The following is a 26946-nucleotide window of genomic DNA, read 5'->3' on the forward strand; positions in this document are numbered from 1 at the left end:
ATGCGCATCCTGGTCGTCGAAGACAACCGCACCTTGGCCGATGGTCTCGCGGCCGTGCTGCGCGTTGCCGGCTACGCCGTGGATGTGGTGCATGACGGCGTCTCGGCCGACGCGGTGCTTTCGGCCGAGAGCTTCGACCTCGTGGTGCTCGATCTGAGCCTGCCCGAGATGGACGGCCTCGAGGTCCTCCGCCGCTTGCGGGCGAAGCGGAACACCTCCTCGGTGCTGATCCTCACCGCCCGCGGCGCCCTCGACGAACGCGTCAAGGGCCTCGATCTCGGCGCCGACGACTACATGACCAAGCCCTTCGAGGTTTCCGAACTCGAGGCCCGCATCCGCGTGCTGCTGCGCCGGCGGGCAGGCCTGCACAGCGCCCGCGTTGCCTTCGGCGACATCGAGCTCGATACCACGACGCGCACCCTCTCCGCCTTCGGCCAGACCCTCGACATTCCGGCCCGCGAGCTCAGCGTGCTCGAGACGCTGCTGTTCCGCGCCGGCCGGGTCGTGACCAAGCAGGCGATCATCGAGTCGCTCGCGGGCTTCGACGAGGATCTCAGCGAGAACGCCGTCGAGCTTTATGTCTCGCGCCTCCGCCGCCGCCTCGCTCCCTACGCCCTTACCGTCCGCGTCGCGCGTGGGCTGGGCTACTATCTCGACCGGATCATCGATTGATGGCGCGCCCCTATTCCCTGCGCCGGCGCCTCCTCGTCTGGCTCACCCTCGCGCTGATCGCCGTGGCGGCGCTGGCCATCGCCGATACCTGGCGCGAGGCGCGCGACACCGCCAGCTCGCTCTCCGACCGCGTCCTCGCCGGCTCCGTCCTCGCCATCGCCGAGCGCGTCATCGTCACCGAGGACGGTGCGCTCGAGGTCGACGTGCCCTATGTCGCGCTCGAGATGCTGACCTCCGCCGCGCAGGACCGCGTCTTCTACCGGGTCGATGGGCCGGCGGGCTTCATCACCGGCTACCAGAACCTGCCCACCCTCGCCGGGGCGGGACCGGAGATCGTCTATTCGGATGCCCATTTCCGCGGCGAGCCGATCCGCATCGCCGTGCTCCGCCGCGCCGCCTCGTCGGGCGTCAGCGCCATTCCCTTCACCGTGACCGTGGCCGAGACCACCATCGCGCGAAGCCAGCTGACCCAGACCCTGCTGCTGCGCTCCGCCATCCGCCTGACGCTCCTGATCGTCGTCGCCGGCATCATCCTCTGGCTCGCCGTCGGCTTCGCCCTCGCCCCGCTCTACCGGCTGCGCGACGCCATATCGAAGCGCGCGCTCGATGATCTGAGCCCGATCGAGCAGCAGGTGCCCAAGGAAGTGCAGGGCCTCGTCGATACGATCAACTCGTTCATGACCCGGCTGTCATCCGCGCTGGAGGCGCTGCGCCATTTCACCGGCAATGCCAGCCACCAGCTGCGCACCCAGCTCGCCCTCGCCCAGCGCGCCGAGACGCCCGAGGCCGCCCGCGCCGCCGCCGGCGCCGCCGATGCGGCGGTGGTGCACGCCGAGCGCGTGCTCGCCCAGTTGCTGCTGCTCGCTCGCATCGACGAGGCGGCGTCCGACCGGCTGGGCTTTTCCACCATCGATCTCACCGATCTCGCTCGCGAGCGCACCGGCGAATACGTCGTCCGCGCCCATGCCGCGGGCATCGACCTCGGCTTCGAGGGCGGCGAGCCTGCGCCGGTCGCGGCCGATCCGATGCTGCTCGGCGAACTGATCGGCAACCTGATCGAGAACGCCATGGCCTATGCCGGCGATGGCGCCGAAGCGACGGTTCGCGTGGTGCCGGAGGGCGATGATGTGGTGCTCGAGGTCGCCGATACCGGGCGCGGCCTACCCCAAGGCCAGGTCGCCACGGTGCGCAAGCGCTTCAGCCGCGGCGAAAGCGAAAGGCCGGGCGCGGGGCTCGGCCTTTCGATCGTCGAGGAGATTGCCGCGCTGTTCGGCGGCGCCGTGACGGTCGCCTCCGAAGCGGGCCGGGGCTTTGCCGTCACGGTCCGCCTGCCGCGGGCCAAATCCGATCAGATCACTTCGAGATAGTCGGTATCCGGCAGCGGCTCGAACGGCACGGTCGGCAGCGTCTGGTACCAGAACGCGACGGACGCGATGTCGTCCTGCAGCGGCAGGTAGCGCCGGTCCTTCTTCTCGGTGCGCCAGCCCAGCGCCTGAATGGTGACCTTCATGTCGCTCTCGAAGCGGATCGGGTCGCTCAGGTGCCAGCGATACATGCCGAAGCGGGTCTGGCTGCGATAGGTCCCGTCGGGGCGCAGCACCTGCGGCAGCCCGGAATACGGGGTCGAGAACTCGCGATAGCGGCTGTCCATGGTGTCATCGACCACGCCGCCGTCGAAATTGTAGGCGCCGCAGAAATAGTCCTCGGTGCCCGTGCCGCAGATGGTGGGGAAGTCCTTGTCGCCGTCCATGAAGAACTTGATCTCGCCCTCGCCCCACCAGCCGGCATTGTTGACGCCCCAGGCCATGTAGGTGCCGACATACTGCCCGCGCCCCTTGATGCCGTCGATGATGGTGTAGTCCGTGCCGAACGGCAGCGGGTTGGTGCGGCGGAACTTGGCGTGGAAATAGGCCGCGTCCTCGGGCACCTCGGTGAGGGTGTAGTTGATCTGGTAGTAGATGATGCCGAACTCGGTCTTGTCCGTGTTCTCGATCTCGATGCGCGCGGCCTTCCGGAACGGCATCTCCCAGTAGCAGTTGAAGGCGCGGCCAGGGTTCACGCACACGGCCAGCGAGCTGATCTGGGCGAACTGGCCCCAGCCCGAGCAGAAGAAATCGCCGAGCGGCGCCTCGACCGAGGGGTGCTCCTGCCCGTCCCACCACATGCGGATGATGAGGCTGCGCCACCTGAGGTTCGCCGTGGTGAGCCAGATCTGCTGGATGGCGCCCATGCCCTCGATATCGGCAATGACGCGCTTCTCGCCTGGCTCGATCCGGATCGAGGGCGAGACCTTCCAGCCCAGCCCCGAGCCGTCGGGGCCGAGGCCGCGGGCATGCACGGCGCCGGTGCCTTCGGTGGCCATGCCACCCTTGCCCTTCTCGCCCGTGAAGTTCTCGGGTGAGAGGGAGCGGGTCTTGGCCGGACTCAGCCGGTAGAGGTTGGAGAGGTTGGAGCCGAGTCCGTTGAAAGAAGCCATGTTGGTATCCGTTGGAGGTTTTGGCCCTAGCCCTTGAGGCCGGACGTCTTGATGGAATCCATGATCTGCCGCTGGAAGATCACGAACAGGACGAGCATGGGCACCGCGACGATGGTCGAGGCGGCCATGGTGTAGTTCCAGCTGGCGGCGTACTGGCTCTTGAAGTTGGCAATCGCCACCTGCACGACCCAGAGGTTCGGGTCCGAGGCGACCGTCAGCGGCCACAGGAAGCTGTTCCAGTTGGCGAGGAAGAACAGGATCGCCAGCGCCGCGATGATCGGCCGGCTCAGCGGCAGGATCACGCTGGTATAGATCTTCCAGTAGCCCGCCCCGTCGATCACCGCCGCCTCCTCGAGCTCGCGCGGCAGCGACAGGTAGTACTGCCGGAGGAGGAAGATGCCGAAGGCGTTGAAGATCGCCGGGATGATCAGCCCGCCATAGGAATTGAGCATCCCCATCGTGCGCACGAGGATGAAGAGCGGCACGATGATCACCGGCAGCGACACGAGGAAGGTCGAGAACATGGTGAGGAACAGCGCCTCGCGCCCCGGAAAGCGCAGCCGTGCCAGGGCATAGCCCGCCATCGTGTGGAAGAAGAGCGCCACGGCGGTGATCACCGCCGAAATGAAGAACGTGTTGAGGATGTACCGCCAGAACGGCACCTCGGTCAGCACGTAGACGAAGTTGTCGAGCGTGGGCTTGGCTGGAATGAGGTTGGACTTGAAAACCTCGGTCGGCGCCTTGAAGGCGATCGACAGCATGTAGAGCAGCGGGAAGATCGCCATGATTGCGAGCACCGCCGTCACCAGCATCCAGGTGAGCCGGACGATATTGGCCTGCGAGCGGGAGAGGTTACTCATCGAGACGCTCCCGGGCCGGCGGTCGGGTCTGCTCCCCACCCCCGGCTCCTCCCCTCAAGGGGGATGGGGGCCATCGGCCGCGGCGTCAGAACAAAATCACTCATAGTCGAACCTCCCGCCCTTGGTGACCACGAAGAAGAACACCGTGATGACCATGAGCAGCACCACCAGCAGGGCCGCGAGCGCCGCCGCGTAGCCGAAGGCCGAGTACTGGAAGGCCTGCGCGTAGATGTAGCTGATGAGCAGCGCCGTCGAGTTGGCCGGCCCGCCGCGCGTCATGACGTAGATGAGGTCGAAGGCCTGCGCCCCGGTGACGGCCGCCACCGACGAGGTGAGCAGCACGAAAAAGCTCGTCGGCCGCAGCAGCGGCAGGGTGATCGAGAAGAAGCTCTGGGTCGAGCTCGCCCCATCGATGCGCGCCGCCTCGTAGAGCTCGCGTGGAATGTCCTGCAGACCGCCCAGAAAGATCAGCATGTAGAACCCCATGAGGAACCACACGGCGGCGAGCGTGACGGTGAAGAGCGCGATGTTGGGATCGCCGAGGAACGAGATGCCCCCCAGCCCGATCGAGGCGGCAAAGCGGGTCAGGACGCCCAGCTTGTCGACCACCATCAACTGCCAGACCAGCGCCACGACGACGAGGCTGACCATCTGCGGCGCAAAGAACATCGAGCGCATGACGGTGTTGAACTTGCTCGTCCGCTGGACGAGGAGCGCGAGGCCGAGGCCCATCACATAGAGCAGCGGCACCAGCATCACCATGAAGCGCACCGTCACGCCCAGCGACTGCCAGAACAGCGGATCATTCCACATGCGGATATAGTTGGCCGCCCCGACGAACCTGAAGCCGCCGAAGCCATCGACCTCGAACACCGAGATGCCGAGGGCGAGCACCATGGGCAGGCCGATGAACAGCATCAGCCCGATGGCGTCCGGAGCGACGAACAGGTAGCCGGCGATCGCCTCGCGTTGCCGCGTGGTGAGCCGGAAGGCGGCGGGCTTGGCGCCCGCCACCGAAGTTGCAACGTTGGTCACTGCTTGTTCCCAATGCTCTGGTCTGTGCTCCCCTCCCCCTTGAGGGGAGGGGCGGGGGGTGGGGGTCGCGAGGTGGGCTCGGTGCCGACTGCACCACCCCCTCCCTCGATCCCTCCCCTCAAGGGGGAGGGAGGCGATGTGGAACTGTCCTGCTCCACCGACCGACCCCCGATTGGCGACGTTCCCTAGAGGATCGGCGCGCCCGCATAGGACTCGAGGAACGCATCGAGCTGCTGGCTCGCGGCGGTTGCCGTGGCCTGCGGGTCGGCGCCGCCCAGCTGGGTCGCCTGGATGGCGTCGGAGATGATCTTGTAGACCTCCGGCGGCACGCGCGGCTCGGCGCGGGTACCGGGATGGATGTCCTTCGAAAAGATCCCCATCTTGCCCTTGTTGAAGGCCTCGCCGCCGGCCGTGAGCGCCGAGTTGCGCGGCGGCATGTCGGACTTGGCCACCGTGCACCAGTCGACGACGCGCTGGACCGAATCGGGCGCCATCGAGGCCAGCGCCCAGGCGATGAACTTCGCCGCCGCTTCCGGATTCTTGCCCTTGGCATTGGCAACGAACGCCCAGCCACCACCCACGGTGACGTACTTGCCGCCAGTGGGAACCGGGAGCTTGAAGATGCCGTAGGGGACGTCCGGGGCGTTGTTGTCCATCGCCGAGATGCCCCAGATGCCGACGTTCTGCATGGCGCAGTAGCCGGAGCCGAGGTTGGCGACGATGTCACCGCCACCGCCACCCAGCATCTGGCGCGGCGCCGCGCCCGAGTTGACCGCTTCCTGCCACAGCTTCAGCGCCGCGACCGTCGCCGGCGAGTCGAAGGCCGACTTGCCGTCGGCGGTCTGGAACTCGCCGCCGCCCTGCCACATGAACGGATACCAGGTAAAGTTCTGGTAGTAGCCCGGGTTGGTCTCGAACAGCACGCCGTAGCGCTCGGCCGTGGTCAGCTTCTTGCCCACTTCGAGCAGCTGGTCCCAGGTCTGGGGCACGTCGTTCTCGTTGAGGCCGGCATCCTCGAAAGCCTTGACCGAGTAGTAGAAGGCCATCGGCTCGACTTCCATCGGCACGCCGAAGATCTTGCCGTCCACCATGCGGTTGGCGATCACGCTCTCGGGGAAATCGGCGCGCGCCGCTTCCTCGATCGAGGGCGTCAGGTCGTGCAGCACGCCGCCATTGTAGTAGCGCAGGAAGTCGCCGGGCGAGATGATGAAGATGTCCGGCCCCTGGCCCGAGGCGAACGAGGTCGCAAGCTTGGTGCCGGAGATGTATTCCGAGCCGACGACATACTCGAGCTTGACCTGGTCGGGCTGGGCCGCGTTCCAGTCATTGACCATCTTCACGAACCACTCGACCTGCGGCTTCACCTCGCCGTCGGGCGCGTAGAACTGCCAGAAGCTGAGCGCATTGTCCTGGCCGAACGCCTTGCCCACGAGGGGCATGGTGAGGCCGGCGGCGGCAAGCGCGGTGCCGCCCTTGAGGATAGACCGACGGGACCATCCCGCGGGCATGTTGGACTTGATCATAGTCTCCTCCCATGGAGCTTTCGCATTTGTCCTCGCGCGGCCACCTCCCCCGAAACGGCCGCGAGTTGGTCTTGTTGTCCGCCCTATGCGGACTCGAAGACCTGCAGCGCACAGGGGATGACCTCCGTGCGCGGTGGCCCCTCGAACGTTCCTTCGATCCGTTCGAGCAGCATCTGGGTGGCACGTCGTGCGAGCGCCCCAGGGTTTTCGCCGGCCCGCGTCAGCTTGGGCCGGACGAATTCGAGTTGTGGAAGGTCGCCGAAGATGGCGACGGCGATATCGTCGGGCACCTTGATGCCGAGGTCGTGGAACGCCGCGAGCGCGCCCGTCGCCATCAGGTAGTTGCCGATGAACACCGCTGTCGGCTTGTTCGCGCCGGTGAGGCCCGAAATCCACTCGACCGCCTCGCGGCCCGAGGCCGGCAGGTAGGTGCCCTGGTAGCGTTGCGTCAGGCGGTCGAAGGCGATGCCATGGTCGGCCAGCGCCTTTTCGAAGCCCTCGGCGCGTGACATGGCGGACTCGAAATTGGCCGGGCCGGTGACCTGCACAACCCGCTTGTGGCCGCGTTGGGCAAGGTGCTTGCCCACCATGTAGCCGCCGCCGAAATCGTCGATGTGAACACTGTCGACGACGCGGTTGGTCAGCTGCCCGATGAACACTGCCGGCGTATCGAGCTTGGCCAGCTCCTCGTTGATGCCGTGCAGCGCGAAATCGCCGACGAGCAGCCCGTCGACGCCCTTGCGGGTCAGCTGCCGCAGGTAGTCGCGGCCGTGGACCTGCCAGTTCCCGCCGGGAACGTCGGTATTGTAGATGAGCGCGTCGAGCCCGGCTTCCTCGAGCGCCGCCTGCGCCGCCTTCACCATCTCGGTGTAGAACGGGTTGCCGATATCGGGGATCAGCACCGCCACCATGTTGGTGCGCCCCGTGCGCAGGCTCTTGGCCGCCGGATTGGGCGTGTAGCCGAGCTCGTCGATCGCCGCGAGCACCCGCTCGCGCAGCGGCTTGGACACCCGGTCGGCATGGTTGAGGACATGCGAAACCGTCGTCCGCGACACCCCTGCCCGCTCGGCAACTTTCGAGATCGTGCTCATGGCGGCAACGGCTAGCACCAAACGAAAGGCGCATGCAAATGGATTTGTGAATGCATTTGCAGATCCATTCACAGCTGCTAGGGTTTGCCCTGCCAGAAGACGGAGCTCACTCCGCGGCGGAGGAAATATAACCCAACGCATTTAATGGCTTAGTGAAACAGCGCCCCGATTCCGTTGCCCTTGAGGGGATGCGGTGGCGGGGTTGAGAACGATGTTTTCAAGCGGGCGCGGAAAACCGCGATCCCGAGCCCGGCGGAGCTTTGTCCACAGCCGGGCAAGAGGAGGGAACCATGAAGAAACTACTGGCAGCGCTGCTGCTGACTGCGAGCCTCGTCTCGCCTGCCCTCGCGCAGTCCGACGAGGCCGGCAAGCTGCGGCTGATGACCTTCGGCGGCGAGGCGCAGCTCAAATCCACCCAGGACGCGGTGGCCCGCTTCAACCAGAAGTATCCCAATGTCGAGGTCGAGATCGGCGTCGATCCGATCAGCGGCGGCTGGGGCGATTTCGTCTCGCGCGTGCTGCAGCAGTACAATGCCGGCGAGCAGTACGACGTCTACCACACGGCGGTCGAGACGCTGCAGAGCTTCGCCGCGCGCGACCTGTTCGTGCCCCTCGACGACTACATCGCCGCAGGCGACTTCTCGGACTTCGACCCCAAGCTCTTCGACCTGACCAAGTACAAGGGGAAGACCTATTTCATCCCCTCGACCTGGAACAACATCATGGTCAACTACAACCGCGCCTTGTTCGCAGAGGCCGGTATCGAGACGCCCAGCAAGACCTGGACTTGGGATGAGTTCGCCGCGGTCGCCGAAAAGCTGACCAAGCGCGACGCCAACGGCAACGTCACCCAGTTCGGCTACGAGGTCCCCAACTTCTTCTTCGGCCTGATGCCGTGGTTTCTCTCCAATGGCACCTCGCCGGTGACGGCGGACTGGTCGGCCTCCAACATGACCGATCCCAAGGTCGCCGAGACCCTGCAGTATCTCTACGACCTCATCCACACCAAGAAGGTCTCGCCGGTGCCGGGTCAGGAGGGCATCGAGAACCAGTTCTTCGCCGGCCAGATCGCCATGATCTCGCGCGGCCACTGGATCGTGCAGAATGCCATTTCGTCCAAGCTCGACATGGATATCGCGGTGCAGCCGGGCAAGCTGAGCAACGACACCGTCATCGGCTTCGGCGCCTATGGTATCTCGGCCAAGGCGCAGAACGTGAAGCTCGCCGAAGCACTGGTCACCGAGCTCCTGAGCTACGAGACGCAGGTCGCCGAAGGCGATCTCGGTGGCGCCGTGCCGGGCCGCAAGTCGGCGGCCGAGACCGAGAACTTCCTCAAGTTCCCGCCATCGGCGCCCCTCTACTACGAGACGCTGCCGACCACCCATGCTGTGCCGTCGCCGGCCAACTTCCAGGAAGTGGACCAGATATTCATGCGCTACTTCCAGGCCGTCATGGCCAACGAGATGACCATCCCTGATGCCGTCGCCAAGGCGGACCAGGAACTGACCCGCTCGTTCGAGCGCATCAAGCGCGTCACCCAGTAGTCCTCCCCCGGACTGCCCGCGTCGGACCTGTCCGGCGCGGGCACTTGGTTTGCACTAGCGAGAAGCCTGCCGATGCACGCGTCCGACCCATCCCGGCTGGGGCCATCCCCGCCCTCCGCCCCTCCTCACAAGGAAGCCCATGGCATCGCCGCCTCGGCTCCTGCGGCGATCAGCCGAGGGCGTGCCCCGGCGCGGCGACTGTCCGACCTCCGCAAGGCGCAGATGCGGGCGGGCTACGTCTTCGTCCTGCCGTCCATCGTCCTCTACGCCGCCTTCGTGCTGGCGCCCGTCGCCATCACCATCATCCTCAGCTTCACCTATTACGACATCAGCTTCGGCGCCGATTGGGTGGGCTTCGAGAACTACGTGCGCTTCCTCACCGAGCCGCGCTCGCTCGAGATCTTCTGGAACACGCTGCGCTTCGCCTTCCTCGCGGTCACCTTCAACGTCGCGGTCGGCCTGATCCTGGCGCTGGCGCTGAACCGGGCGATGCCGAAGTTCCTGCTCTACTTCTTCCGCCTCGCCTTCTTCCTGCCGGTGATCATCTCGGCGGCGTTCGTGGCGGTGGTGTGGAGCTATTTCTACAGCTTCGATTTCGGCGTCCTGAACTACTACCTGCAGCAGATCGGCATCCCGGCCGTGCCGTGGCTGTCGTCGTCCAGGTTCGCCATGACCTCGATCGTCATCATGGACGTGTGGAAGAACACCGGCTTCTTCATGATCATCCTGATCGCCGCGCTGCAGGGCGTGCCGAAGCCCATCATGGATGCCGCCTCGATGGATGGCGCCTCGCCCTGGCGCCGGTTCAGCCGCATCACGCTGCCGTTCATTTCGCCGGTTCTGTTCTTCTGCATCGTCTTCGCCTCGATCGGCGCGCTGCAGGTGTTCGAGTCGATCATGATCCTCACCGGCGGCGGCCCCGGGGACTCCACCCGCTCGCTGTCGATCTACCTCGTCGACGAGGCCTTCGGCAGCTTCGAGCTCGGCTACGCCGCCGCCGTCAGCGTCATCATGATGATCCTCGTCCTCATCATCACCATCATCCAGATCGTCGGCTCGCGCCGCTGGGTGCGGGAGTAGCCGCCATGCAAACCAGATCCATGCAGACGCGCGAAGCCAGGAAGTGGGTCGATCGCGCCATCATCGCGGTGCTGCTGCTGATGGGCATCGCGATGCTGATGCCCTTCTTCTGGCTGTTCTCGATGTCGTTCCGGCCGGCGGCCGAAGCCTACAAGATGCCGCCGAGCTTCTTTCCGCCCAGCTTCGACCTCACCAACTACCAGACGGTGCTCGACTCCTCGGTGCCCTTCCTCAGGATCTACTGGAACAGCCTTTACGTCGCGGTGCTGGTGACCATCGGCCAGCTCGTCACCTGCACGCTCGCCGCCTTCGCCTATGCGCGGCTGCGGTTTCCCGGACGCGACAGCCTGTTCTTCGTCATGCTGATCGGGCTGATGTTCCCGGCGCAGGTGACGATCCTGCCGATCTATCTCGGCTACGCCAAGCTCGGGCTGCTCAACAACCCACTCGGCCTCGTGCTGATGGGGCTCACCTCGAGCTTCGGCGTGTTCATGCTGCGCCAGTTCCTGCGCAGCCAGCCCAAGGAACTCGAGGAAGCGGCGCTGATGGATGGCGCCGGCTACTTCAAGATCTTCTGGCGCATCTCGCTGCCGCAACTGAGCCCGGCGCTCGGCGCGCTCGCCATCATCACCTTCACCGGGGCGTGGAACTCCTACTTCCAGCCGCGCGCGCTGATCGAGTCGCAGGCGTCGATGACCCTGCCGATCGCGATGGACCTGCTGCGCGGCTACATGAGCCAGGGCAACCTGTCGGTCGTCATGGCCGCCATGAGCATGGCCATCCTCCCCGTCGTCCTGCTTTTCCTCGTCGCCCAGAGAATGGTGATCGAGGGCGTCACTTTCTCGGGCATCCGGGCCTGACCAATGGATTTCGCTATGACCAAGACCGATCCGCGTTTCATCTACGAAGGCGACCGCACGCGCCACATCGCCTTCCCGCTCGGCGGCATCGGCGCCGGGGGCCTGGCGCTCTCGGGCAGCGGGCGGCTGGTCGACTGGTCGATCCGCAACCGACCGGGCCTCCAGAGTTTCAACGGCTACAGCCACTTCGCCATCAAGGCGGAACGGGGTGGCGAGCTGCTCGACGCGCGCGTGCTCAACGGTCCCTATGAGGGCACCCCGACGGGCTCGCCGACGACGCGGAAATTCTTCGACGGCTTCGGCTGGGGCGCCAACCGCAACACGCTGGCCGGCGTGCCCCACTTCGAGTCCACCACCTTCACCGGGCAGTTCCCGGTGGCGGAGGTGGATTTCCACGACGCGACCTTCCCCGGCAAGGTGAAGCTCACCGCCTGGAGCCCGTTCATCCCCACCAACGAACGCGATTCCTCGCTGCCGGCGGCGATGTTCGAGATCGAGGTCACCAATACCGGCACGACCCCGGTCGACTACAGCATCGGCGGCACGCTCGGGAACCACGGCTGCCAGAACGGCCGGCACGGCTATGCCGAAGCGGGCGGGGTGAAGTCGCTGCTGCTCACCGCCGCCGACGAGCTGCCCGACTGGCAGACCGGCGACGTGTCGATCGCCACCGACGCCGCCGATGTCGACCATATGGACTACCATTTCCGCGGCCAGTGGTTCGACGACCTGAACCTGTTCTGGCGCGAGTTCGCCCGCGCCGGCCGGCTGCCCGAGCGGCACTACGACAAGCCGCGGCTCAACAAGAACATGTTCGACCAGCCCGAGCACGGCACCATCGCCGCCCGCGTCACCGTGGCCCCGGGCGAAAGCAAAACCATCCGCTTCGCCATCAGCTGGCACTTTCCGGTCGGGCAGGTCTACTGGCGTCCGGGGCAGGTCAACGGCGAGACCGGCACCTGGCGCAACTATTATGCGAGCCAGTGGGCCGACAGCCGCGCCGTCCTCGCCGAAGCCTTCGCGCGCTGGGACGAGCTGCGCGCCCCGACCTTTGCCTTCCGCGACACGCTGTTCGGCACCTCGCTCCCCGTAGACATCGTCGATGCGGTGCAGGGCACGATGAGTATCCTCCGCACCGCCACGGTGATGCGGCTCGAGAACGGTGAGTTCTGGGCCTGGGAGGGCCAGTTCACCGACGGGGGCAGTTGCGACGGCAGTTGCACCCATGTCTGGAACTACCAGCAGACGCTGCCCTACCTCTTCCCCGGGCTCGAGCGCACGCTGCGCGAGACCGACTACACCTACAACCAGCTGCCCAATGGCGGCCTGACCTTCCGCCAGGTCATCCCGCTCGGCTCGGGCTTCTTCCCGCTGAACCCCTGCGCCGACGGCCAGTTCGGCTCGATCATCAAGACCTTCCGCGACTGGAAGATTTCCGGCGATACCGAGTGGCTGAAGCGCTACTGGCCGAAGGTGAAGACCGCGCTCGAATATGCCTGGTCCGCCGACAACCCTGACCAGTGGGACCCCGAGCGCACCGGCATCCTCTGGGGCCGCCAGCACCACACGCTCGACATGGAACTGTTCGGGCCCAACTCCTGGCTCTCGACCATGTATGTCGCGGCGCTGAAGGCCGGGGCCGAGATGGGCCGCGCTGCGGGTGATACCGCCTTCGCCGCCGAACTCGAGCGCATGGGCAATGCCGGCGCCGACTATCTCAACCGCGAACTCTTCAACGGCCAATATTTCATCCAGAAGACCGACCTCGGCGACAAGGCGCTGATCGAGAAGTTCGACAAGGCCGTGGGCAAGGTCGGCGTCCTCGCCGATGGCTTCATGGAGACGTACTGGTCGGACGAGTACGGCGAAATGAAGTACCAGTTCAACGATGGCTGCGCGACCGACCAGATCCTCGGCCAGTGGCACGCCGACCTCGCCGGGCTCGGAAGTTTTCTTGACCCGGACAAGGTGAAGACCGCGCTCGCCTCGGCCTATCGCCACAACTACCGCGCCGACCTCAAGGGTCACTTCAACCCCTGCCGCGTCTATGCCTACGAGGACGAAGGCGGCGTGCTGATCGCCACCTGGCCGGAGGGCACCACCAAGCCGGCCGTGCCGGCGCCTTATTCCGAGGAAGTGTGGACCGGGCTCGAATACATGCTCGCCTCGCACCTGATCTTCCGCGGCCTCACCGACGAGGGCCTCGCCATCGTCCGCACCGCCCGCGCCCGCCACGACGGCCATCGCCGCAACCCATGGAACGAGATCGAGTGCGGCAGTTACTACGCCCGCTCCATGTCGAGCTTTGCGCTGGTCAACGCCTGGTCCGGCCTCAGCTACGATCTCACCAGGGGCGCCATCGGCTTCTCCCCCAAGGACGAGGGCGACGGCAGCTGGTTCTGGTCGGTGGGCGAGGGCTGGGGCGTCGTCACCCGCACCGGCAACCGGGTCCGGCTCGAAGTCCGCTACGGCAGCCTCGACCTCAAGGACCTCTCCTTCGCCGGCACGACCGCCCGCATCGGCCGCAAGCTTTGCGCCGGCGACACCGCAGACCTGACCCTCGGAGGCTGACCATGGCCCAATTGCAGCTGCGGCAGGTCCGCAAGAGCTTCCAGAACTTCGAAGTTATCCACGGCATCGATCTGACCGTGGATGACGGCAGCTTCACCGTGTTCGTCGGCCCTTCCGGCTGCGGCAAGTCCACGCTGCTGCGGATGATCTCCGGGCTCGAGGAAACCTCGGACGGAGAGATCTGGCTCGACGGCACCCGCTGCGACCACCTGCTGCCGTCCGCGCGCGGCATGGCCATGGTGTTCCAATCCTACGCGCTCTACCCGCACATGAGCGTCGAGGAGAACCTCCGCTTCGGTCTCGAGAATGCCAGGACGCCCAAGGCCGAGACCGCCGAGCGCGTGGCGAAGGCCGCCGACATCCTGCAGATCAAGCACCTCCTGAAGCGCCGGCCCAACCAGCTCTCGGGTGGCCAGAGCCAGCGCGTCGCCATCGGCCGTGCCATCGTCAAGGAGCCCAAGGTCTTCCTGTTCGACGAGCCGCTCTCGAACCTCGACGCGGAACTGCGCGTGAAGATGCGTTCCGAGATCTCGGCCCTGCATCGCCGCCTCGGCGCGACCATGATCTACGTCACCCACGACCAGGTCGAGGCCATGACCATGGCCGACCGCATCGTCGTGCTGCGCGAGGGGATCATCGAGCAGGCCGGCGCCCCGGTGGAGCTCTATGCCCGGCCGCGCAACCAGTTCGTCGCCGGTTTCCTCGGCGCGCCGCAGATGAACTTCCTCGTCGGCACCGTCGAAGAGGCGGGCGCGCATCTCGTCGTCGCCCTCGCCAATGGCGGCCCGCGCCTCACCCTCGGTGGCCGCAACGGCGCGGCCAAGGTGGGTGACGCAGTGACCGTCGGCATCCGGCCCGAACACCTCGTTCCAGCCGCCAACGGCGCCCTCGCCGTCGAAGTGGTGTCCACTGAGGTACTGGGCGCCGAGACGGTGGTCCACGCCAGGACCGTCAGCGGCACTCCGGTCACGGCCACCATGCGCGGCATCCTCGGCGCAAAGGCCGGCGATCGCCTCCACTACGAGATCGTCGACGCCTTCACCCACGTGTTCGACAAATCCGGCACGACCCTGGAGCCAGCCCGCGCCTGGGCCGACGACTACATGCGGGTTCTCGCCTGATGCAGATTCACCGTAGCAACGCCACTGACGCGCTGGTGCGGGAAGAGCACCCCCACCCCTGTCCCCTCCCCGCAAGGGGGAGGGAGACGCCAACTGCGATGCCGGTGTTCTGGTCTCCTCCCCCCTTGCGGGGGAGGGACAGGGTGGGGGGTACTCTTCTCGCGCTGTGCCATGCCTTGGCTCTGCTTGCCTTCGCCGTCGCCAGCCCCACCCTCGCCGCCGGCTACACCGTCACCTCCGAGAAGGTGAAGGCACTCACCGGCCCCAACGCTCCCGCGCCGATGAAGGGCCCGGACATCTGCGGCACCGACCTCGGCACCATGGCCGAGATCGACGGCAGGATCGTTCTCGCCTTCGGTGACACCTTCGGCTGGAAGGAGAACGCCTGCATCCGCTTCGGGCCGAACTGGCGCTCCAACGTGGTCGCCTTCACCTCGGACCTCGACGCCTCGGACGGCATCGTCATCGACGACTGGGTGACCGGCGACGACGGCAAGGCGGTCGAGATCGCGAGGGGCGGGCACCAGGACGCGTTCAAGGGCGAGCAGACCAAGATCCCCACCGCCATGGTGACGGTCGGCGATACGCTCTACCTCCATTACATGTCGGTGAACGGCTTTTCGTCGATGGGTGGGGTGTGGCTCTGCAACTTCTCGCGCTTCATCTCGTCGACCGATGGCGGCAAGACCTGGAGCCCGGGGCCGGACGAGTTCGGCAGCTTCAAGTCGAGCTTCAACATGCTGGCGCTGTCGGCCCAGCCGGGCGCCGGCAACGAGGACGGCCAGTACGTCTATGCGGTCGGCACGCCCTGCGGCCGCTTCTCCGGAGCCCGCGTCGGCCGTGTTGCGGCGGACAAGGTGCTCGACACCAAGGCCTGGGAATACTTCGACGGCAGCGGCTGGGTCAGCGATCGGGCGCAGGCCGTGGAAGTCATCAAGCCCGGTGCCGGCGAAGGCTCGCTGGTCTGGAACCCCGGCATCAAGCTCTGGATGTACACCACACTCAACGAACTCTCGGAAGCCATCGAGCTGCGCTTCGCCGAGCGGCCGGAAGGCCCGTGGTCGGCGCCCGAGGTGCTGGCCCGCGGCTCCGACTACGCCCAGGCTTACAACGCCTACATGACCCCGTCATGGATCGCCGAGGATGGGCTGAGCTTCTGGTTCGTGATGAGCCAGTTCGGGCCGTACAACACCTACGTGATGAAGGCCACGCTGACGCCGGAGTAAGCCCTCCCTCCCCCTTGAGGGGGGATCGAGGGAGGGGTGGTCCTGTGATCACCGACGGACCCCCACCCCCAGCCCCTCCCCTCAAGGGGGAGGGGTGCGGCCCCTCAATCGTAGGTATCTTCCTCGGCCCCGGCGCTGCGGAATCCCGCCGCACCCGGCATTTCGTGATCGGCCTGCTTGGCGCCGGGCTTGTCCTCCGCCCGCTTCTTGATCTCGTCGCGCTTGTCCTGCTTGGCGTGCCGCGTGTCCTGCTTGTGGCCCTTGTGCTTGTCCATCTCGCGCCTCCTTTCGACTGAAGAGGAAACGCATGAGGGCGGCTTTGGGTCCGTCAGGAACCCGGACTCTGCCGCCTCCCTCCCCCTTGAGGGGAGGGATCGAGGGAGGGGGTGGTCCGGTGATCGCCGATAGACCCCGCCCCCTGAAGCGCTACCGCCCTAGCGCCAGCTGCTCCGACGTGATCCGATCCATCAGCGGATCGAGCTCCATGTTGACCGGCGCATCGGACGTGAGCCGTTCCTTGAGGAAGCCGATCGATTCCGCCAGCACCTCGTCGAGGTCCTCGGAGCATTTGAAATCGCCGGCGACGCGCTTCACCTTGGAATTGTCGAACAGCGCCGACCAGGTCTTGTCGCCGATCAGCGGGCCTTCCCACGCCTTGTTGTAGGCGACGAGCGTGTCCGACGGCACGTGGACGATATTGGGGGCGAGCCCGACCCCGCGGCCGATCGCCTTGTAGATGTCGTCCCAGCTGTAGCCGCGGTCCGAAGTGATGTGGAAAATCTCGCCCAGCGCCGCATCCTTGCCGAACAGGTTGACGAAGGGCACGGCGAAATCGCGGCTCCGCGTCAGCGTCCACGGCGAGGTGCCGTCGCCGGCGACGATCACGGGCTTGCCCTGCTGCATGCGGCGGATGACGATGTCGCCCTCCCCCATCATGGTGGGCAGGCCCGTCCGCACCGTGTGGCTGGGGCGCACGATGGTCCACTGCAGGCCCGTCGCCTCCGCCACCATCTTCTCGCAGGCGATCTTGGCCTGGCTGTAGGCCCAGTACGGGTTCACCGCCGGGGTCTTCTCGGTGATGATGTAGTGCCGCGCCGGCTTCTCGTAGACCGAGGCCGACGAGATAAAGATGTATTGCCCGGTCTTGCCGGCGAAGGTCGCGATGTCCTCGGCCATCTGCTCGGGCGTGAACACCATGAACTGCGCCACGACATCGAAGTGCATGTCGCCGAGTTTGCGGTAGCTCGCCGGGTCCTTCATGTCCCCCACGATCGAGGTCACCCCCGCCGGCAGCGCCGCATCGCGCAGGCCGCGGTTGAACACGCTGACCTTGTGGCCCTCAGCCACCGCATACTCGACGCACGGCAGCGAAATCTGCCCGGTGCCGCCCACGAACAGGACATTGAGCCCCATGCAACCCTCCCTCAAAAACAGCCGGCCGGAAGAGCATCCGGCCGGTCGCTGAAAAACTGACGACGCCCGCGCGCGGCGGGCGCCATCTGACCTTAGGCGGCTATCGCCCGTGCCGCTACCTCATTGCGAAGTGGGCCCGGTCTTCAATCGGGAACCGGTGCCCCCTCGCCCGCGGGAGCCGGTTCTTTCATCGCCCGAGGCTCGCACCATCCGTCGATCAGATGCAGGCCATCGACGCACCCGGTCAGTTCCGCCGGGGATGTGTCCCACCCCGCGGGCGCCCGGTTGACGAAGAGCTTCACCGACAGCCGCGTTACCACGGCCGGTGCTCCCTCGCCCGCGGGAGCCGGCTCCACCTTGGCGCGCGGCTCGCACCATCCGTCGATCAGGTACAGGCCTGCGACGCACCCGGTCGGTGCAACCGAGGCTGGCGCCCCTTGCTGGGCCAGCCGGATCCTTGCTTGCGCCATCTGCGCGGGGTCCTCGGAACCCGGATTGTCGAAGACGAAATTCGCCCCCGCAGCGTGGGCCTCCGCGACGACCGGCATTGCCGGTGCCAACGCCAGAAGAGCCGCGACCGCAAGGCTCGAGAGCAGCTGTTTGGTGTCCATTCCTGGTCTCCTCACCGCGCCCTGCCTGGGCCGAACTAGGTGGAGCGACAAAGGTTCCCCATCATCGGATGCACTGCGCAACCAGTCAGCGCCCTGGTGCGGACCTCAGCCAGCCGTTGCTCCCGCCTCGGTGCGCTGAGGCCCGTCCCGCTACTTCATTGCGAGCCGGGCCTAGTCACCGACCGGCAGGCACCGGCCCTCGACGAGTTGCTGACCCTCGGGACACTGGATCGGGGGAGGCGCCTGTTCGGCAGGAGCTTGCTCAGGGGCGGCCTGCTCGGGGGCAGCCTGCTCGGCAGGAGCGGTTTGCTCCGGAGGAGCGGTTTGCTCCGGGGGAGCAGCTTGTTCCTGCGGCGCAGCTTCCTTGGCTGGAGGCGCCTCCTGCTGGGCGGGCGCTGCCTTCTCCTCGGCCGGGGCCGGCTCCTGCGGGGGCGCGATCGGGGCGCACTGGCCTTCCAGCAGCTCCTGGCCGTCCGGGCACTGAACTGGAGCCTGCTGTTCGGCCGGGGGCTCCTTTTCTGCGGGGGCGGCCTCTTCAGCCGGTGCTGCCTCCTCTGCCGGGGCAGTTTCCTCAGCCGGTTTTGCCTCCTCTGCAGGTTTCGGCTCTTCAGCCGGCTTGGTTTCCTCGGCCCGAGGCGTTGCTTCATCTGCTGCCGGCGCCTGCTCCTCGGCCGGAGCCGTTTCTTCGGCCGGAGCCTGCTCCTCGCCCGATGCGACCGGAGCGCACTGGCCTTCGATCAGTTGCTGACCGGCCGGGCATTCGGTCGGAGTAGCCGGGGTCTCCTCGGCCGGGGCTGCCTCGTCGGCCGGGGCTGCCTCCTCGGCTGGCGCAGCCTGTTCATCCTGCTGGGTCTGCTCCTGGGCCTGCGGCAGTTCCTGCGCCGCCTGCTCGGGCTCGACCGCATCGGGTGGCGCCGCCTCGGGCGTGGGGGGCTCGACCTCGGGCGCAAAGACCGGAACCGTGTCTCCGGTGATGTCGGGGGTCTGCGCCTCGGCCGGATCGCTCACGGGCGTCGCCTCGACCACCGGGACCTCGACCTTGGCCTGTTGCTGGATGAAGTCGAGGTCGATGGCGTCGTTGACGACGACATTGTTCTCGACGCTCACCGGCCCGACCAGCTCGGTCTCGCGCAGGAGCTCGGGTCTCCGATCCTCGAGGATAACGTTCACCGCCAGATTGACCGAAACGAAGTTGACCACCGGCACGAACACCCAGTCGTCATCCGCCGCCGGCTCGCGGACGTTCACCGCCAGGTTGAGCTGGAAGCCTTCCTCTTCGGGCGGCAGCGGCGCCCAGCCGACAATCCGGTCGCTCCGGCGCCAGCTCACCCAGGCGGGAGCCCAGCGGTTCCCCGGCACCCAGCACCAGCCCAGCCGCCGGTCGCGGAACCACCGGCCATAGTGATAGACGGCCCAGGCGAACGGCTCCGGCGACTTGAAGAACCAGCCTCGGCCGGCGAGCCAGACCCAGCGTCCGCGCGTATAGGGCCACCAGCCCGCATCGACGCGCGGGCAGAACACATACCTGTAGCGCGGGTCCCTCACCCACAGGCCATGCGACCCGAGGTTGTCGAAGAAGATGTTGAAGCTCACCCGCACATCCTGGGCCTGCGCGACGCCCGGCATCGCCGGCACCGGCACCGTCGCCGGCGTCACCGCCAGAAGAGCCGCGAGCGCAAGGCTCGAGAGCAGCCGTTTGGTGTCCATTCCTGGTCTCCTCACCGCGCCCTGCCCGGGCCGAACTAGGTGGGACGACAAAGGTTCCGCATTGAGGGGAGTCTGGCCGCGTCAGCTCAGTCGCGCTTGACCTTGCGGATGGCGCCGGCCTGGGGGTCGTAGCCGTGGGAGGCGAGGAGGAAGGCGGCGAGGCCGCAGCCGGTGACGACGGCGAGCGAGACGAGGTTGAGCTGGCCGTACATGGCGAAGCGGATGAGCTCGACCGCGTGGGTGAAGGGGTTGACGACGCTCAGCCAGTAGACGATGTCGGCCCCCGCCTCGCGCAGCTTCCACAGCGGGTAGAGCGCGGAGGAGAGGAAGAACATCGGGAAGACGACGAAGTTCATCATGCCCGCGAAGTTCTCGATCTGCGGGGTGTAGACCGAGACCAGCAGCCCGATCGAGCCCAGCATCAGCCCTGCGAGGATGATGGCCGGAATAGCGGTGAGATAGCCGATATCGGGCACGCCATAGCCGACGAGGCGCGCAATGAGGAGGAAGGCATAGGACTGCAGCAGCGCAAGGATCGTCGCCCCGGTGATCTTGGCAAAGAGCAGGAACCCGCGCGGCAGCGGCGTCACCAGCATCACGCGCATGACGCCGGCCTCGCGGTCATAGACCATCGAGAGGGCCGACTGCATGCACTGGAAGAGGATCACGATGCCCACGAGCCCGGGCAGGATGTACTCCTGGTAGGGCGTGTAGGTCTTGTAGGGCGCGACGATCGAGACGCCGAGCAGGTCGTGCAGGCCCGTCGCGAAGACGAGCAGCCACAGCGCCGGCCGCACCAGCGCCGAGAGCAGCCGCTCGGTCTGGCGCAGGAACTTCTGGATCTCGCGCCAGGTGATGGCATAGACGCCGAGCCAGAGGTGGGCGAGCGTTACTGGCAAGTGTGCTCCGGCTGATCGGTGCCGAGGGTGTCGAGCGTGTTCGTCTCGTGGAGGAACCCTTCGAGCGGCGCCTCGGCGATGACCGCGTTGTGCGTCGCCAGAACGATCGGGAAGCGCATCTGCCCATCCCAGGGCCGGAAATTGAGCTGCACGCCCTTGGCCCCGTCGATCTTCAGCCGGTTGCCGCGGATGTAGTCGGCCGTCTTCTGGTACTCGCCGGTGCGCGCCTTGGCATAGGCGGTGACGACCGCCTTGGCTGCGATCCAGGTCGACCAGTCCTGCCCGGTCATCCGGCGGCCGTCGGTGAGTGTCTCGAAGCGCGAGGTCACCTGGGTCGAGCCGTCCCTGTCCCAGCTCCACTGCCACTCGGAGGCGACGAGCCCGGTCGAGCCGACGACGAGCCGCGGCAGCTGCGTGTCATAGGGCAGGTAGCGCGCGAACTCGCCCTGGTGGTCGGCGACGAAGACGAGGTCGTAGTCGGCATTGCCGGTGACGAGGAGCGTGTTGTTCTTGTCGCGGTTGGCCGGGTCGGTGGCGAGCGTGAACTCGCGCTCGTCGACGATGTTGAGCCGCAGCCGCTCGGCCGAGGCGCGGAACGCCGCCGCCATCGACTTGTCGCGGGCTTCCGGGCCGACCAGCATCAGCACCTTGGTCCAGTTGCGGGTGCGCAGCAGCTGCACCATGGCGTCCGACAGCATCCGGTCCGAGGCCGCGGTATGGAGAAGATTGGGGTAGCACCGGCTGCGCAGGTAGTCCTCGGGCGCCGTGGCGTTGACCAGCGTCACCGGCTGGTCCTTCGTCGCCGCGGCCACCTGGTCGACCAGGTCGGCCGGCAGGTCGAGGATGATGAACTGCTCGCCCGCCGCCGCCATCTCGTTGACCTTGGCGACCAGCGCGGCGGCATCGGCCGCCTCCTGGTGATCCAGCACGACCTGCTGGTCCACCGCGTCGGAGACGACCTTCAGTTCCTCCACGCCCATGGTCGCGCCGTCGATCGGGTTGCCGCCCGGCGCGATCTCGATGCGGGTGTAGACGACGTCCGGGTGATAGCGCGGATCGTCCTTGAGCCCCAGGTAGCCGATCCTGACCTCGGCAGAAAATGCGGCGCCGCTCAGGAGAAGCGACGCCGCCAGGGGGAGGACTGCGAAAGTCGAGGCCAAACCCCTCATCCGGCGCTGCGCGCCACCTTCTCCCCGACGGGGAGAAGAATCGCCGTGGCCAGATCGGGGCACCATTCCTCTCCCCGTCGGGGAGAGGGTGGACCGGCGAAGCCGGGACGGGTGAGGGGTTGGGGCATCAGTCATCGATCACCACCGAATGCGGCACGCGGCCGACAGCGACGGACTGGATCGGCTTCATCGTCGCCATGTCAATGACGGTGATATCGTCGGAAAGCCCGTTGGCGACATAGGCCTTGCTCTCGTCGCTCGAGAGGTCCACCGACCAGGCGCGCTTGCCCACCAGCACATAGCTGAGGAGGTCGTGCGTCTTGGCGTCGATCACGGCCACATGGTTGGCGCGCCCGAGGCTGAGCAGGATCTTCGAGCCATCCCTGGTGACGGCCATGCCCACCGGCGTCACGTCTTCCTCGCGGAAGCCGGGCGGCACGTAGATCAGGCTGTCGCCCTTGATCTCGTTGGTGGCGGTATCGATGATGTAGATCTCGGATGAGAGCTCGCAGCTGACCCAGAGCTCGGTCTGGTCCGGCGTCAGGATGAACCGGCGCGGGCGCGTGCCCACGAGGATGTTCTTGGTGACGGCGCCCGTGGCGGTGTCGACGACATGCACCATGTCTGCGACTTCGGAGGTGACATAGGCGGTCTTGCCGTCGGGCATCACCAGCACGCCCTCCGGCTCGGCGCCGGTCGGGATGTCCTGGATGGAGACGCGCGTCTCCATGTCGATGGCCTCGAGCCGGCTGTCTTCCTCGTTCGAGACGTAGATGATCTTCTCGTCCGGCGAGAAAGCGAACACCTCGGGCGAGGGACCGGTGGGGATGGAATCGACCACTTCGAGGCTCGCGACATCGATCACGTCGATCGCGTCGTCGTCACCGCAGGCGACGTAGAGCAGTTCCTTGGTCGAGTTGAAGTGCATGTCGCGCGGCCGCCGCGAGGTGGCGATGCGCTTGACCACGTTCAGCGCCTGGTCGAGCACGACGACCTCATGCCCCTTCTCGGTCGACACGAAGATCATCCCCGTGCCCTTGGCCGAGACGCGCGGCACGGCAGCGGCGGTCGCCAGAAGCGCCGCCCCTGCCCCGATGAATGTGCGCCGGTCGATCATTTGACGACGAACTTTCCCTTGAGCCCGCGGTTCTCGTAGCCCGGCACGTAGATCTCGTACTCGCCCGGCCGGATCGGCACGAACGAGATGTTGAACGTGCCGGCATCGTCGAATTCGACCGAGTAGAGCCCGTAGCTCTTCACTTCGAGGTCGTTGACGACGATCTGGTTGATCCAGGAATTGCGGAACAGTTCCGGGGCGACGACCGAGATCTCCTCGTTGCCGTCGGACGTGATGTCGAGCTGGTAATACTTGCCGGTCTCGAGTTCCCATACCTCCTGGGAGAACTTGAGGTCCACGGTATTGATCTCGAGCGTCAGGTCGGTGCCGTTGGCCGCGAGATTGCCTTCGGCCTGGGCGCCGCCCGCCAGCGCAAGAACTACCGCCGCAGTAAGGGCCAGCTTCTTCATTATCGTTCCCCCATAGGACATATCGTTTGTCTCGTTCGAGAACGGACAATCGATGGCGCTGGAAGGGCCTGCAATCCCTGGGTCGCAATACGTGATATTGCCAAGCCCAATGAGGTCGGTGATAGCGCTGCATGACCAGAACTCCAGCGTTCCGGGAGGAACAATGCGCAATCTCTTCCGCGTCGCGGCCCTGGGCCTCGCCCTCGCGATCGCAACTGTAACCGGTGCGGCCGCCCAGCATGGCCAGGACCCCAACAAGCTTTCGCTCGGCGTGCAGGCGACCGGGACCGTCAAATGGGAGCTCGCCGCCATGGCGGCGCTCGGCATCGACAAGAAGCACCACCTCGAGCTCGACATCCGCGACGTGGCCGACAGCAAGGCCGGCCAGATCGCGCTGCAGGCCAAGGAAGTCGACGTCATCCTGTCCGACTTCGTCTGGGTCTCGATCCAGCGCCACGAAGGCAACATGGTCACCATGGTGCCGCACTCGCTGACGGTGGGCGGCCTCGTGGTCGATCCCGCTGCCGGCATCACCTCGGTCGCCGACCTCAAGGGCAAGACCCTCGCCGTCTCGGGCAGCCCGGTCGACAAGAGCTATGTCATCCTCGCCGCCTACTACAACAAGCTGACCGGCGGTGACCTGACCGAAGACGCCTCGGCCAAGTTCGGCGCCCCGCCGCTCGTCAACGAGCTCATCACCGGCGGCCAGGCCCAGGCGGCGCTCAACCTCTGGAACTGGAACTCGCGCGCCAAGCTCGCCGGCAAGACCGAGCTGATCTCGGTTGCGGCCATGCTCGCCGACCTCGGCGTCTCCGAGACCCCGCCGCTGCTTGGCTGGGCCTTCTTCGACGACACCGCTCGCACGAAGAAGACCGAACTCAAGGCCTTCCTCGACGCCAGCTTCGAGACCAAGAACGCCCTGCTGACCGATGACGCCGTGTGGGACCAGATCCGCGACGTCATGAATGTCGGCGACGACGACGCGCTCTTTACCCAGCTGCGCGACGACTATCGCGCCGGCATCGTGACGAAGTATGCTTCGTCCAGCATGAAGCCGGCCGAGGAATCCTTCGCGGTGATGGCCAAGTTCGGTGGCGCCGACGTGGTCGGCCCCTCGACGGAACTGGCCGACGGCACCTTCTGGAAGGGCTATCGCAAATAGCGGTTGAACTGCGCGACGGCAGGACCGCTGCCGAAACCGAAGCACGGCAGCAGGCCAGGATCGGGCGGGGCATCCCGCTCGAACTCCTGAGCCTGCTGCTTCTGCTTGTGGCCTGGCAGGTGCTGGCCATGCTGTTTCCGTCGCGGCTGTTCCCCACCCCGATCGAGGTGGGGATCAACCTGGTCAACCTTGCCGTCAACGGCAAGCTGATCCCCGACCTCGGCAAGACGCTCTATCGCGCCACCATCGCCTTCCTCGTCGCGATGACGCTCGGCACGGCCATCGGCATCGCGCTGGGCCGTTCCCGCACCGCCGACCGGCTGTTCTCGACCTGGATCGTGGTCGGGCTCAACGTTCCCGCCATCGTCGTCGCGATCGTCCTCTACATCTGGCTGGGGCTCACCGAGTTCGCCCTCATCCTCGCCGTGGTGCTCAACAAGCTGCCGCTGGTCATCGCCACCATCCGCGAGGGCGTGCGCAGCTTCGATCCGGCCTATGACGAACTCGGGCGTGCCTTCCGCATGCCGTTCGCGCGCCGGCTGCGCCTCGTTTTCCTGCCCCAGCTGATGCCGTTCGTGCTGGCTGCGGCGCGTACCGGGCTGAGCCTCATCTGGAAGATCGTCCTCGTCTTCGAGGTGCTGGGCTCCGATGGCGGCGTCGGCTTCCGCATCTCGGTGTTCTTCCAGTTCTTCGACATCAAGGGGATCCTGGCCTACACCACGGCTTTCATCCTCGTGGTCTTCGTCTTCGAGTACCTCGCGCTGCGCCCGCTTGAGCGGCGCATCCTGCGCTGGCGCCAGGGGAGGACGGCATGAGCACCGGACCGCGTCTACAGATCGAAGTCGACGGCAAGCAGTTCGACCCGGCGGCGGCCCCGCTCTTTGATGGCTTCCGCCTGACGGTCGAGCCCTCCTCCGTCGTCGCGCTGGTCGGGCCCAGCGGGGTGGGCAAATCCACTCTGCTCCGCATGGTCGGCGGCATCGACCAGACCTTTGCCGGCACCGTGCTCGTCGATGACGTGCCCGCCGCCAGCGCGCCCCCCGCCGGCTTCGTCTTCCAGGACGCCCGGCTCCTGCCCTGGCTCACCGCCTCGGACAATATCCGCGCCGTCCGGCCCGAGACGACCGAGGCGGAAGCCGCGGCGCTCCTGATGCGCGTCGGGCTTGCCGGCTTCGAGCACTATTATCCGCACGAGCTTTCGGGCGGCATGCAGCGCCGCGTCGCGCTCGCCCGCGCCTTCTCGGTCAACCCGCGCCTGCTGCTTCTCGACGAGCCCTTCGTCTCGCTCGACCGCACGCTCGTCGCCGAGATGGAGCAGGTGCTGCTGACCCTCATCGACACCAGCCAGCCCACGGCGCTGCTGGTGACCCATCTCCCCGAGGATGCGGCGGCCCTCGCCGATCGCGCCGTCGTCCTCGCCGGGCGGCCGGTCAGGGTCGTCGCCGACTATCGCTTCGAAACCTCTCCCGGCCATCGCTCGCGGGTCGAGCGCGAGCACATCGCCAATCAGATCGCCGCTGCCGCCACCGGGGTCGCCGCATGACCATCCCCGTCCTCGCGCTCACCGACCTGCGCAAGTCGTATGGCAGGCACGAAGCGCTGAAGGGCATTTCGCTCACCATCGCCCCCGGCGAGATCGTTGGCCTGCTCGGCCCCAACGGCGCCGGCAAGTCGACCCTGTTCCAGATTGCCTCCGGCCTGTTCGCTCCCGATGGTGGGGAAGCCCGCCTGTTCGGCCTGTCCTACCGCGACAAGTCCTCCGAGATCCTGCGCCGCCTCGGCGTCGTCTTCCAGTCGCGCTCGCTCGATCTCGACATGAGCGTGCGCGCCAACCTCAGGTTCCACGGCAACCTGTTCGGCCTTTCGGGCAAGCTGCTGGCCGAACGCATCGAGCGCGCGGCCGAGATCTTCGAGGTCACCGACCTGATCGACAAGCCGGTACGCACCCTCTCGGGCGGCAACCAGCGCCGCATCGAGATCGTCCGCGCCCTGCTCAACCTGCCCGACCTGCTGCTGATGGACGAACCCTCGGTCGGGCTCGATCCCACGACGCGCAAGCTGCTCGGCGAACACATCCGCACCGTCCGCGATATCCACAACGTCTCGATCCTGTGGGCCACCCACCTCGTCGAGGAAGTCGAGCACGCCGACCGCATCGCGCTGATTATCGCCGGCCGCATCGTCATGACCGGCACCCCGGCCGAGATCATCGCCGCGTCGGGCGCCAGCAATCTGAACGACGCTTACATCGCGCTCACCGGGGTGAAGCCCGGCGAGACTGAAGCGGGTTCATCGGCTCAGGTTCAGGCATGAAGGTGCGGTAGCTCCCCTCCTCCCTGAGGGGAGGGGCTGGGGGTGGGGGTCCATCGGTGATCCCCAAACCACCCCCTCCCTCGATC

At 66.5% G+C, this 26946-nt stretch carries 25 protein-coding genes; 12 read left to right on the forward strand and 13 right to left on the reverse strand.

Going from position 1 to position 26946, the window contains the following annotated elements:
- Together PRN20_RS00885 and PRN20_RS00890 are read left to right on the forward strand one after the other, a co-directional pair.
- Positions 1-672: a response regulator transcription factor gene (locus PRN20_RS00885; protein ID WP_273955040.1), complete on the forward strand. Its 672-nt coding sequence runs from the start codon at positions 1-3 to the stop codon at positions 670-672.
- The gene (locus tag PRN20_RS00890; RefSeq protein WP_273955041.1) at positions 672-2039 is read left to right on the forward strand and encodes a sensor histidine kinase; all 1368 of its coding nucleotides are present in this window, start codon (positions 672-674) and stop codon (positions 2037-2039) included. The genes PRN20_RS00885 and PRN20_RS00890 overlap by 1 nt, the downstream gene beginning before the upstream one ends.
- Here the strand turns inward: PRN20_RS00890 and PRN20_RS00895 are convergent.
- The 5 genes from PRN20_RS00895 to PRN20_RS00915 form a co-directional block, all read right to left on the reverse strand.
- Positions 2021-3148 (reverse strand): glycoside hydrolase family 172 protein, encoded by a 1128-nt coding sequence (locus tag PRN20_RS00895; protein WP_273955042.1) that lies wholly within the window; start codon positions 3146-3148, stop codon positions 2021-2023. The genes PRN20_RS00890 and PRN20_RS00895 overlap by 19 nt on opposite strands.
- 26 nt (positions 3149-3174) lie before the next feature.
- On the reverse strand, positions 3175-4008 hold the full coding sequence (locus PRN20_RS00900; RefSeq protein WP_273955043.1) for a carbohydrate ABC transporter permease: 834 nt from the start codon (positions 4006-4008) through the stop codon (positions 3175-3177).
- 96 nt (positions 4009-4104) lie between these two features.
- Positions 4105-5043 (reverse strand): carbohydrate ABC transporter permease, encoded by a 939-nt coding sequence (locus PRN20_RS00905; RefSeq protein WP_273955044.1) that lies wholly within the window; start codon positions 5041-5043, stop codon positions 4105-4107.
- 185 nt (positions 5044-5228) lie between these two features.
- Positions 5229-6566: an ABC transporter substrate-binding protein gene (locus tag PRN20_RS00910; RefSeq protein WP_273955045.1), complete on the reverse strand. Its 1338-nt coding sequence runs from the start codon at positions 6564-6566 to the stop codon at positions 5229-5231.
- Positions 6567-6649: 83 nt separating this feature from the next.
- On the reverse strand, positions 6650-7657 hold the full coding sequence (locus PRN20_RS00915) for a LacI family DNA-binding transcriptional regulator (RefSeq protein WP_273955046.1): 1008 nt from the start codon (positions 7655-7657) through the stop codon (positions 6650-6652).
- A gap of 290 nt (positions 7658-7947) precedes the next feature.
- Between PRN20_RS00915 and PRN20_RS00920 the strand changes: the two genes are divergently transcribed.
- From PRN20_RS00920 to PRN20_RS00945, 6 genes are all read left to right on the forward strand, one after another.
- Entirely contained in the window at positions 7948-9201 is a 1254-nt protein-coding gene (locus PRN20_RS00920) for an ABC transporter substrate-binding protein (RefSeq protein ID WP_273955047.1), read from the forward strand.
- Positions 9202-9273: 72 nt separating this feature from the next.
- A complete protein-coding gene (locus PRN20_RS00925; protein WP_273955048.1) occupies positions 9274-10281 on the forward strand; it encodes a carbohydrate ABC transporter permease in 1008 nt (335 codons plus the stop codon).
- 5 nt (positions 10282-10286) lie between these two features.
- Positions 10287-11141: a carbohydrate ABC transporter permease gene (locus tag PRN20_RS00930; protein WP_273955049.1), complete on the forward strand. Its 855-nt coding sequence runs from the start codon at positions 10287-10289 to the stop codon at positions 11139-11141.
- A gap of 15 nt (positions 11142-11156) precedes the next feature.
- Entirely contained in the window at positions 11157-13712 is a 2556-nt protein-coding gene (locus tag PRN20_RS00935) for a GH116 family glycosyl-hydrolase (protein WP_273955050.1), read from the forward strand.
- A 2-nt stretch (positions 13713-13714) separates the two neighbouring features.
- A complete protein-coding gene (locus PRN20_RS00940; protein ID WP_273955051.1) occupies positions 13715-14833 on the forward strand; it encodes an ABC transporter ATP-binding protein in 1119 nt (372 codons plus the stop codon).
- A gap of 143 nt (positions 14834-14976) precedes the next feature.
- Positions 14977-16059 (forward strand): DUF4185 domain-containing protein, encoded by a 1083-nt coding sequence (locus PRN20_RS00945; RefSeq protein ID WP_273955052.1) that lies wholly within the window; start codon positions 14977-14979, stop codon positions 16057-16059.
- A gap of 104 nt (positions 16060-16163) precedes the next feature.
- On the opposite strand, the gene PRN20_RS00950 is transcribed toward PRN20_RS00945, so the two are convergent.
- The 8 genes from PRN20_RS00950 to PRN20_RS00985 form a co-directional block, all read right to left on the reverse strand.
- Complete coding sequence (locus tag PRN20_RS00950; protein ID WP_273955053.1) at positions 16164-16334, reverse strand: hypothetical protein; 171 nt, start codon at positions 16332-16334, stop codon at positions 16164-16166.
- Between the two features lie 151 nt (positions 16335-16485).
- Positions 16486-17472 carry an SDR family oxidoreductase gene (locus tag PRN20_RS00955; protein WP_273955054.1) on the reverse strand — a complete coding sequence of 329 codons (987 nt, stop codon included), beginning with the start codon at positions 17470-17472 and terminating at the stop codon, positions 16486-16488.
- Between the two features lie 143 nt (positions 17473-17615).
- Positions 17616-18083, reverse strand: coding sequence for a hypothetical protein (locus PRN20_RS00960; protein ID WP_273955055.1), 468 nt, complete (start codon positions 18081-18083; stop codon positions 17616-17618).
- Positions 18084-18254: 171 nt separating this feature from the next.
- Positions 18255-19790: a DUF6600 domain-containing protein gene (locus PRN20_RS00965; protein ID WP_273955056.1), complete on the reverse strand. Its 1536-nt coding sequence runs from the start codon at positions 19788-19790 to the stop codon at positions 18255-18257.
- Positions 19791-19876: 86 nt separating this feature from the next.
- The gene (locus PRN20_RS00970) at positions 19877-20689 is read right to left on the reverse strand and encodes an ABC transporter permease (protein WP_273955057.1); all 813 of its coding nucleotides are present in this window, start codon (positions 20687-20689) and stop codon (positions 19877-19879) included.
- The gene (locus tag PRN20_RS00975) at positions 20680-21849 is read right to left on the reverse strand and encodes an amino acid ABC transporter substrate-binding protein (protein WP_273955058.1); all 1170 of its coding nucleotides are present in this window, start codon (positions 21847-21849) and stop codon (positions 20680-20682) included. Before PRN20_RS00975 ends, PRN20_RS00970 begins: the two co-directional genes overlap by 10 nt.
- A gap of 136 nt (positions 21850-21985) precedes the next feature.
- The gene (locus PRN20_RS00980; protein ID WP_273955059.1) at positions 21986-22975 is read right to left on the reverse strand and encodes a PQQ-dependent catabolism-associated beta-propeller protein; all 990 of its coding nucleotides are present in this window, start codon (positions 22973-22975) and stop codon (positions 21986-21988) included.
- Positions 22972-23385, reverse strand: a complete 414-nt coding sequence (locus PRN20_RS00985) for a hypothetical protein (RefSeq protein ID WP_273955060.1) — start codon at positions 23383-23385, stop codon at positions 22972-22974. The genes PRN20_RS00980 and PRN20_RS00985 overlap by 4 nt, the downstream gene beginning before the upstream one ends.
- A gap of 163 nt (positions 23386-23548) precedes the next feature.
- Here PRN20_RS00985 and PRN20_RS00990 point away from each other — a divergent pair, with 163 nt between their 5' ends.
- The 4 genes from PRN20_RS00990 (at position 23549) to PRN20_RS01005 (ending at position 26860) form a co-directional block, all read left to right on the forward strand.
- Positions 23549-24547 carry an ABC transporter substrate-binding protein gene (locus PRN20_RS00990; RefSeq protein ID WP_273955061.1) on the forward strand — a complete coding sequence of 333 codons (999 nt, stop codon included), beginning with the start codon at positions 23549-23551 and terminating at the stop codon, positions 24545-24547.
- 128 nt (positions 24548-24675) lie between these two features.
- Positions 24676-25362 carry an ABC transporter permease gene (locus PRN20_RS00995; protein WP_273955062.1) on the forward strand — a complete coding sequence of 229 codons (687 nt, stop codon included), beginning with the start codon at positions 24676-24678 and terminating at the stop codon, positions 25360-25362.
- Positions 25359-26090 carry an ABC transporter ATP-binding protein gene (locus PRN20_RS01000; protein ID WP_273955063.1) on the forward strand — a complete coding sequence of 244 codons (732 nt, stop codon included), beginning with the start codon at positions 25359-25361 and terminating at the stop codon, positions 26088-26090. Before PRN20_RS00995 ends, PRN20_RS01000 begins: the two co-directional genes overlap by 4 nt.
- Entirely contained in the window at positions 26087-26860 is a 774-nt protein-coding gene (locus PRN20_RS01005) for an ABC transporter ATP-binding protein (RefSeq protein WP_273955064.1), read from the forward strand. Before PRN20_RS01000 ends, PRN20_RS01005 begins: the two co-directional genes overlap by 4 nt.
- Positions 26861-26946 lie beyond the last annotated feature (86 nt).

Origin of the sequence: Devosia sp. ZB163 (genome assembly GCF_028613635.1) — a bacterium.
Lineage (GTDB): Bacteria > Pseudomonadota > Alphaproteobacteria > Rhizobiales > Devosiaceae > Devosia_A.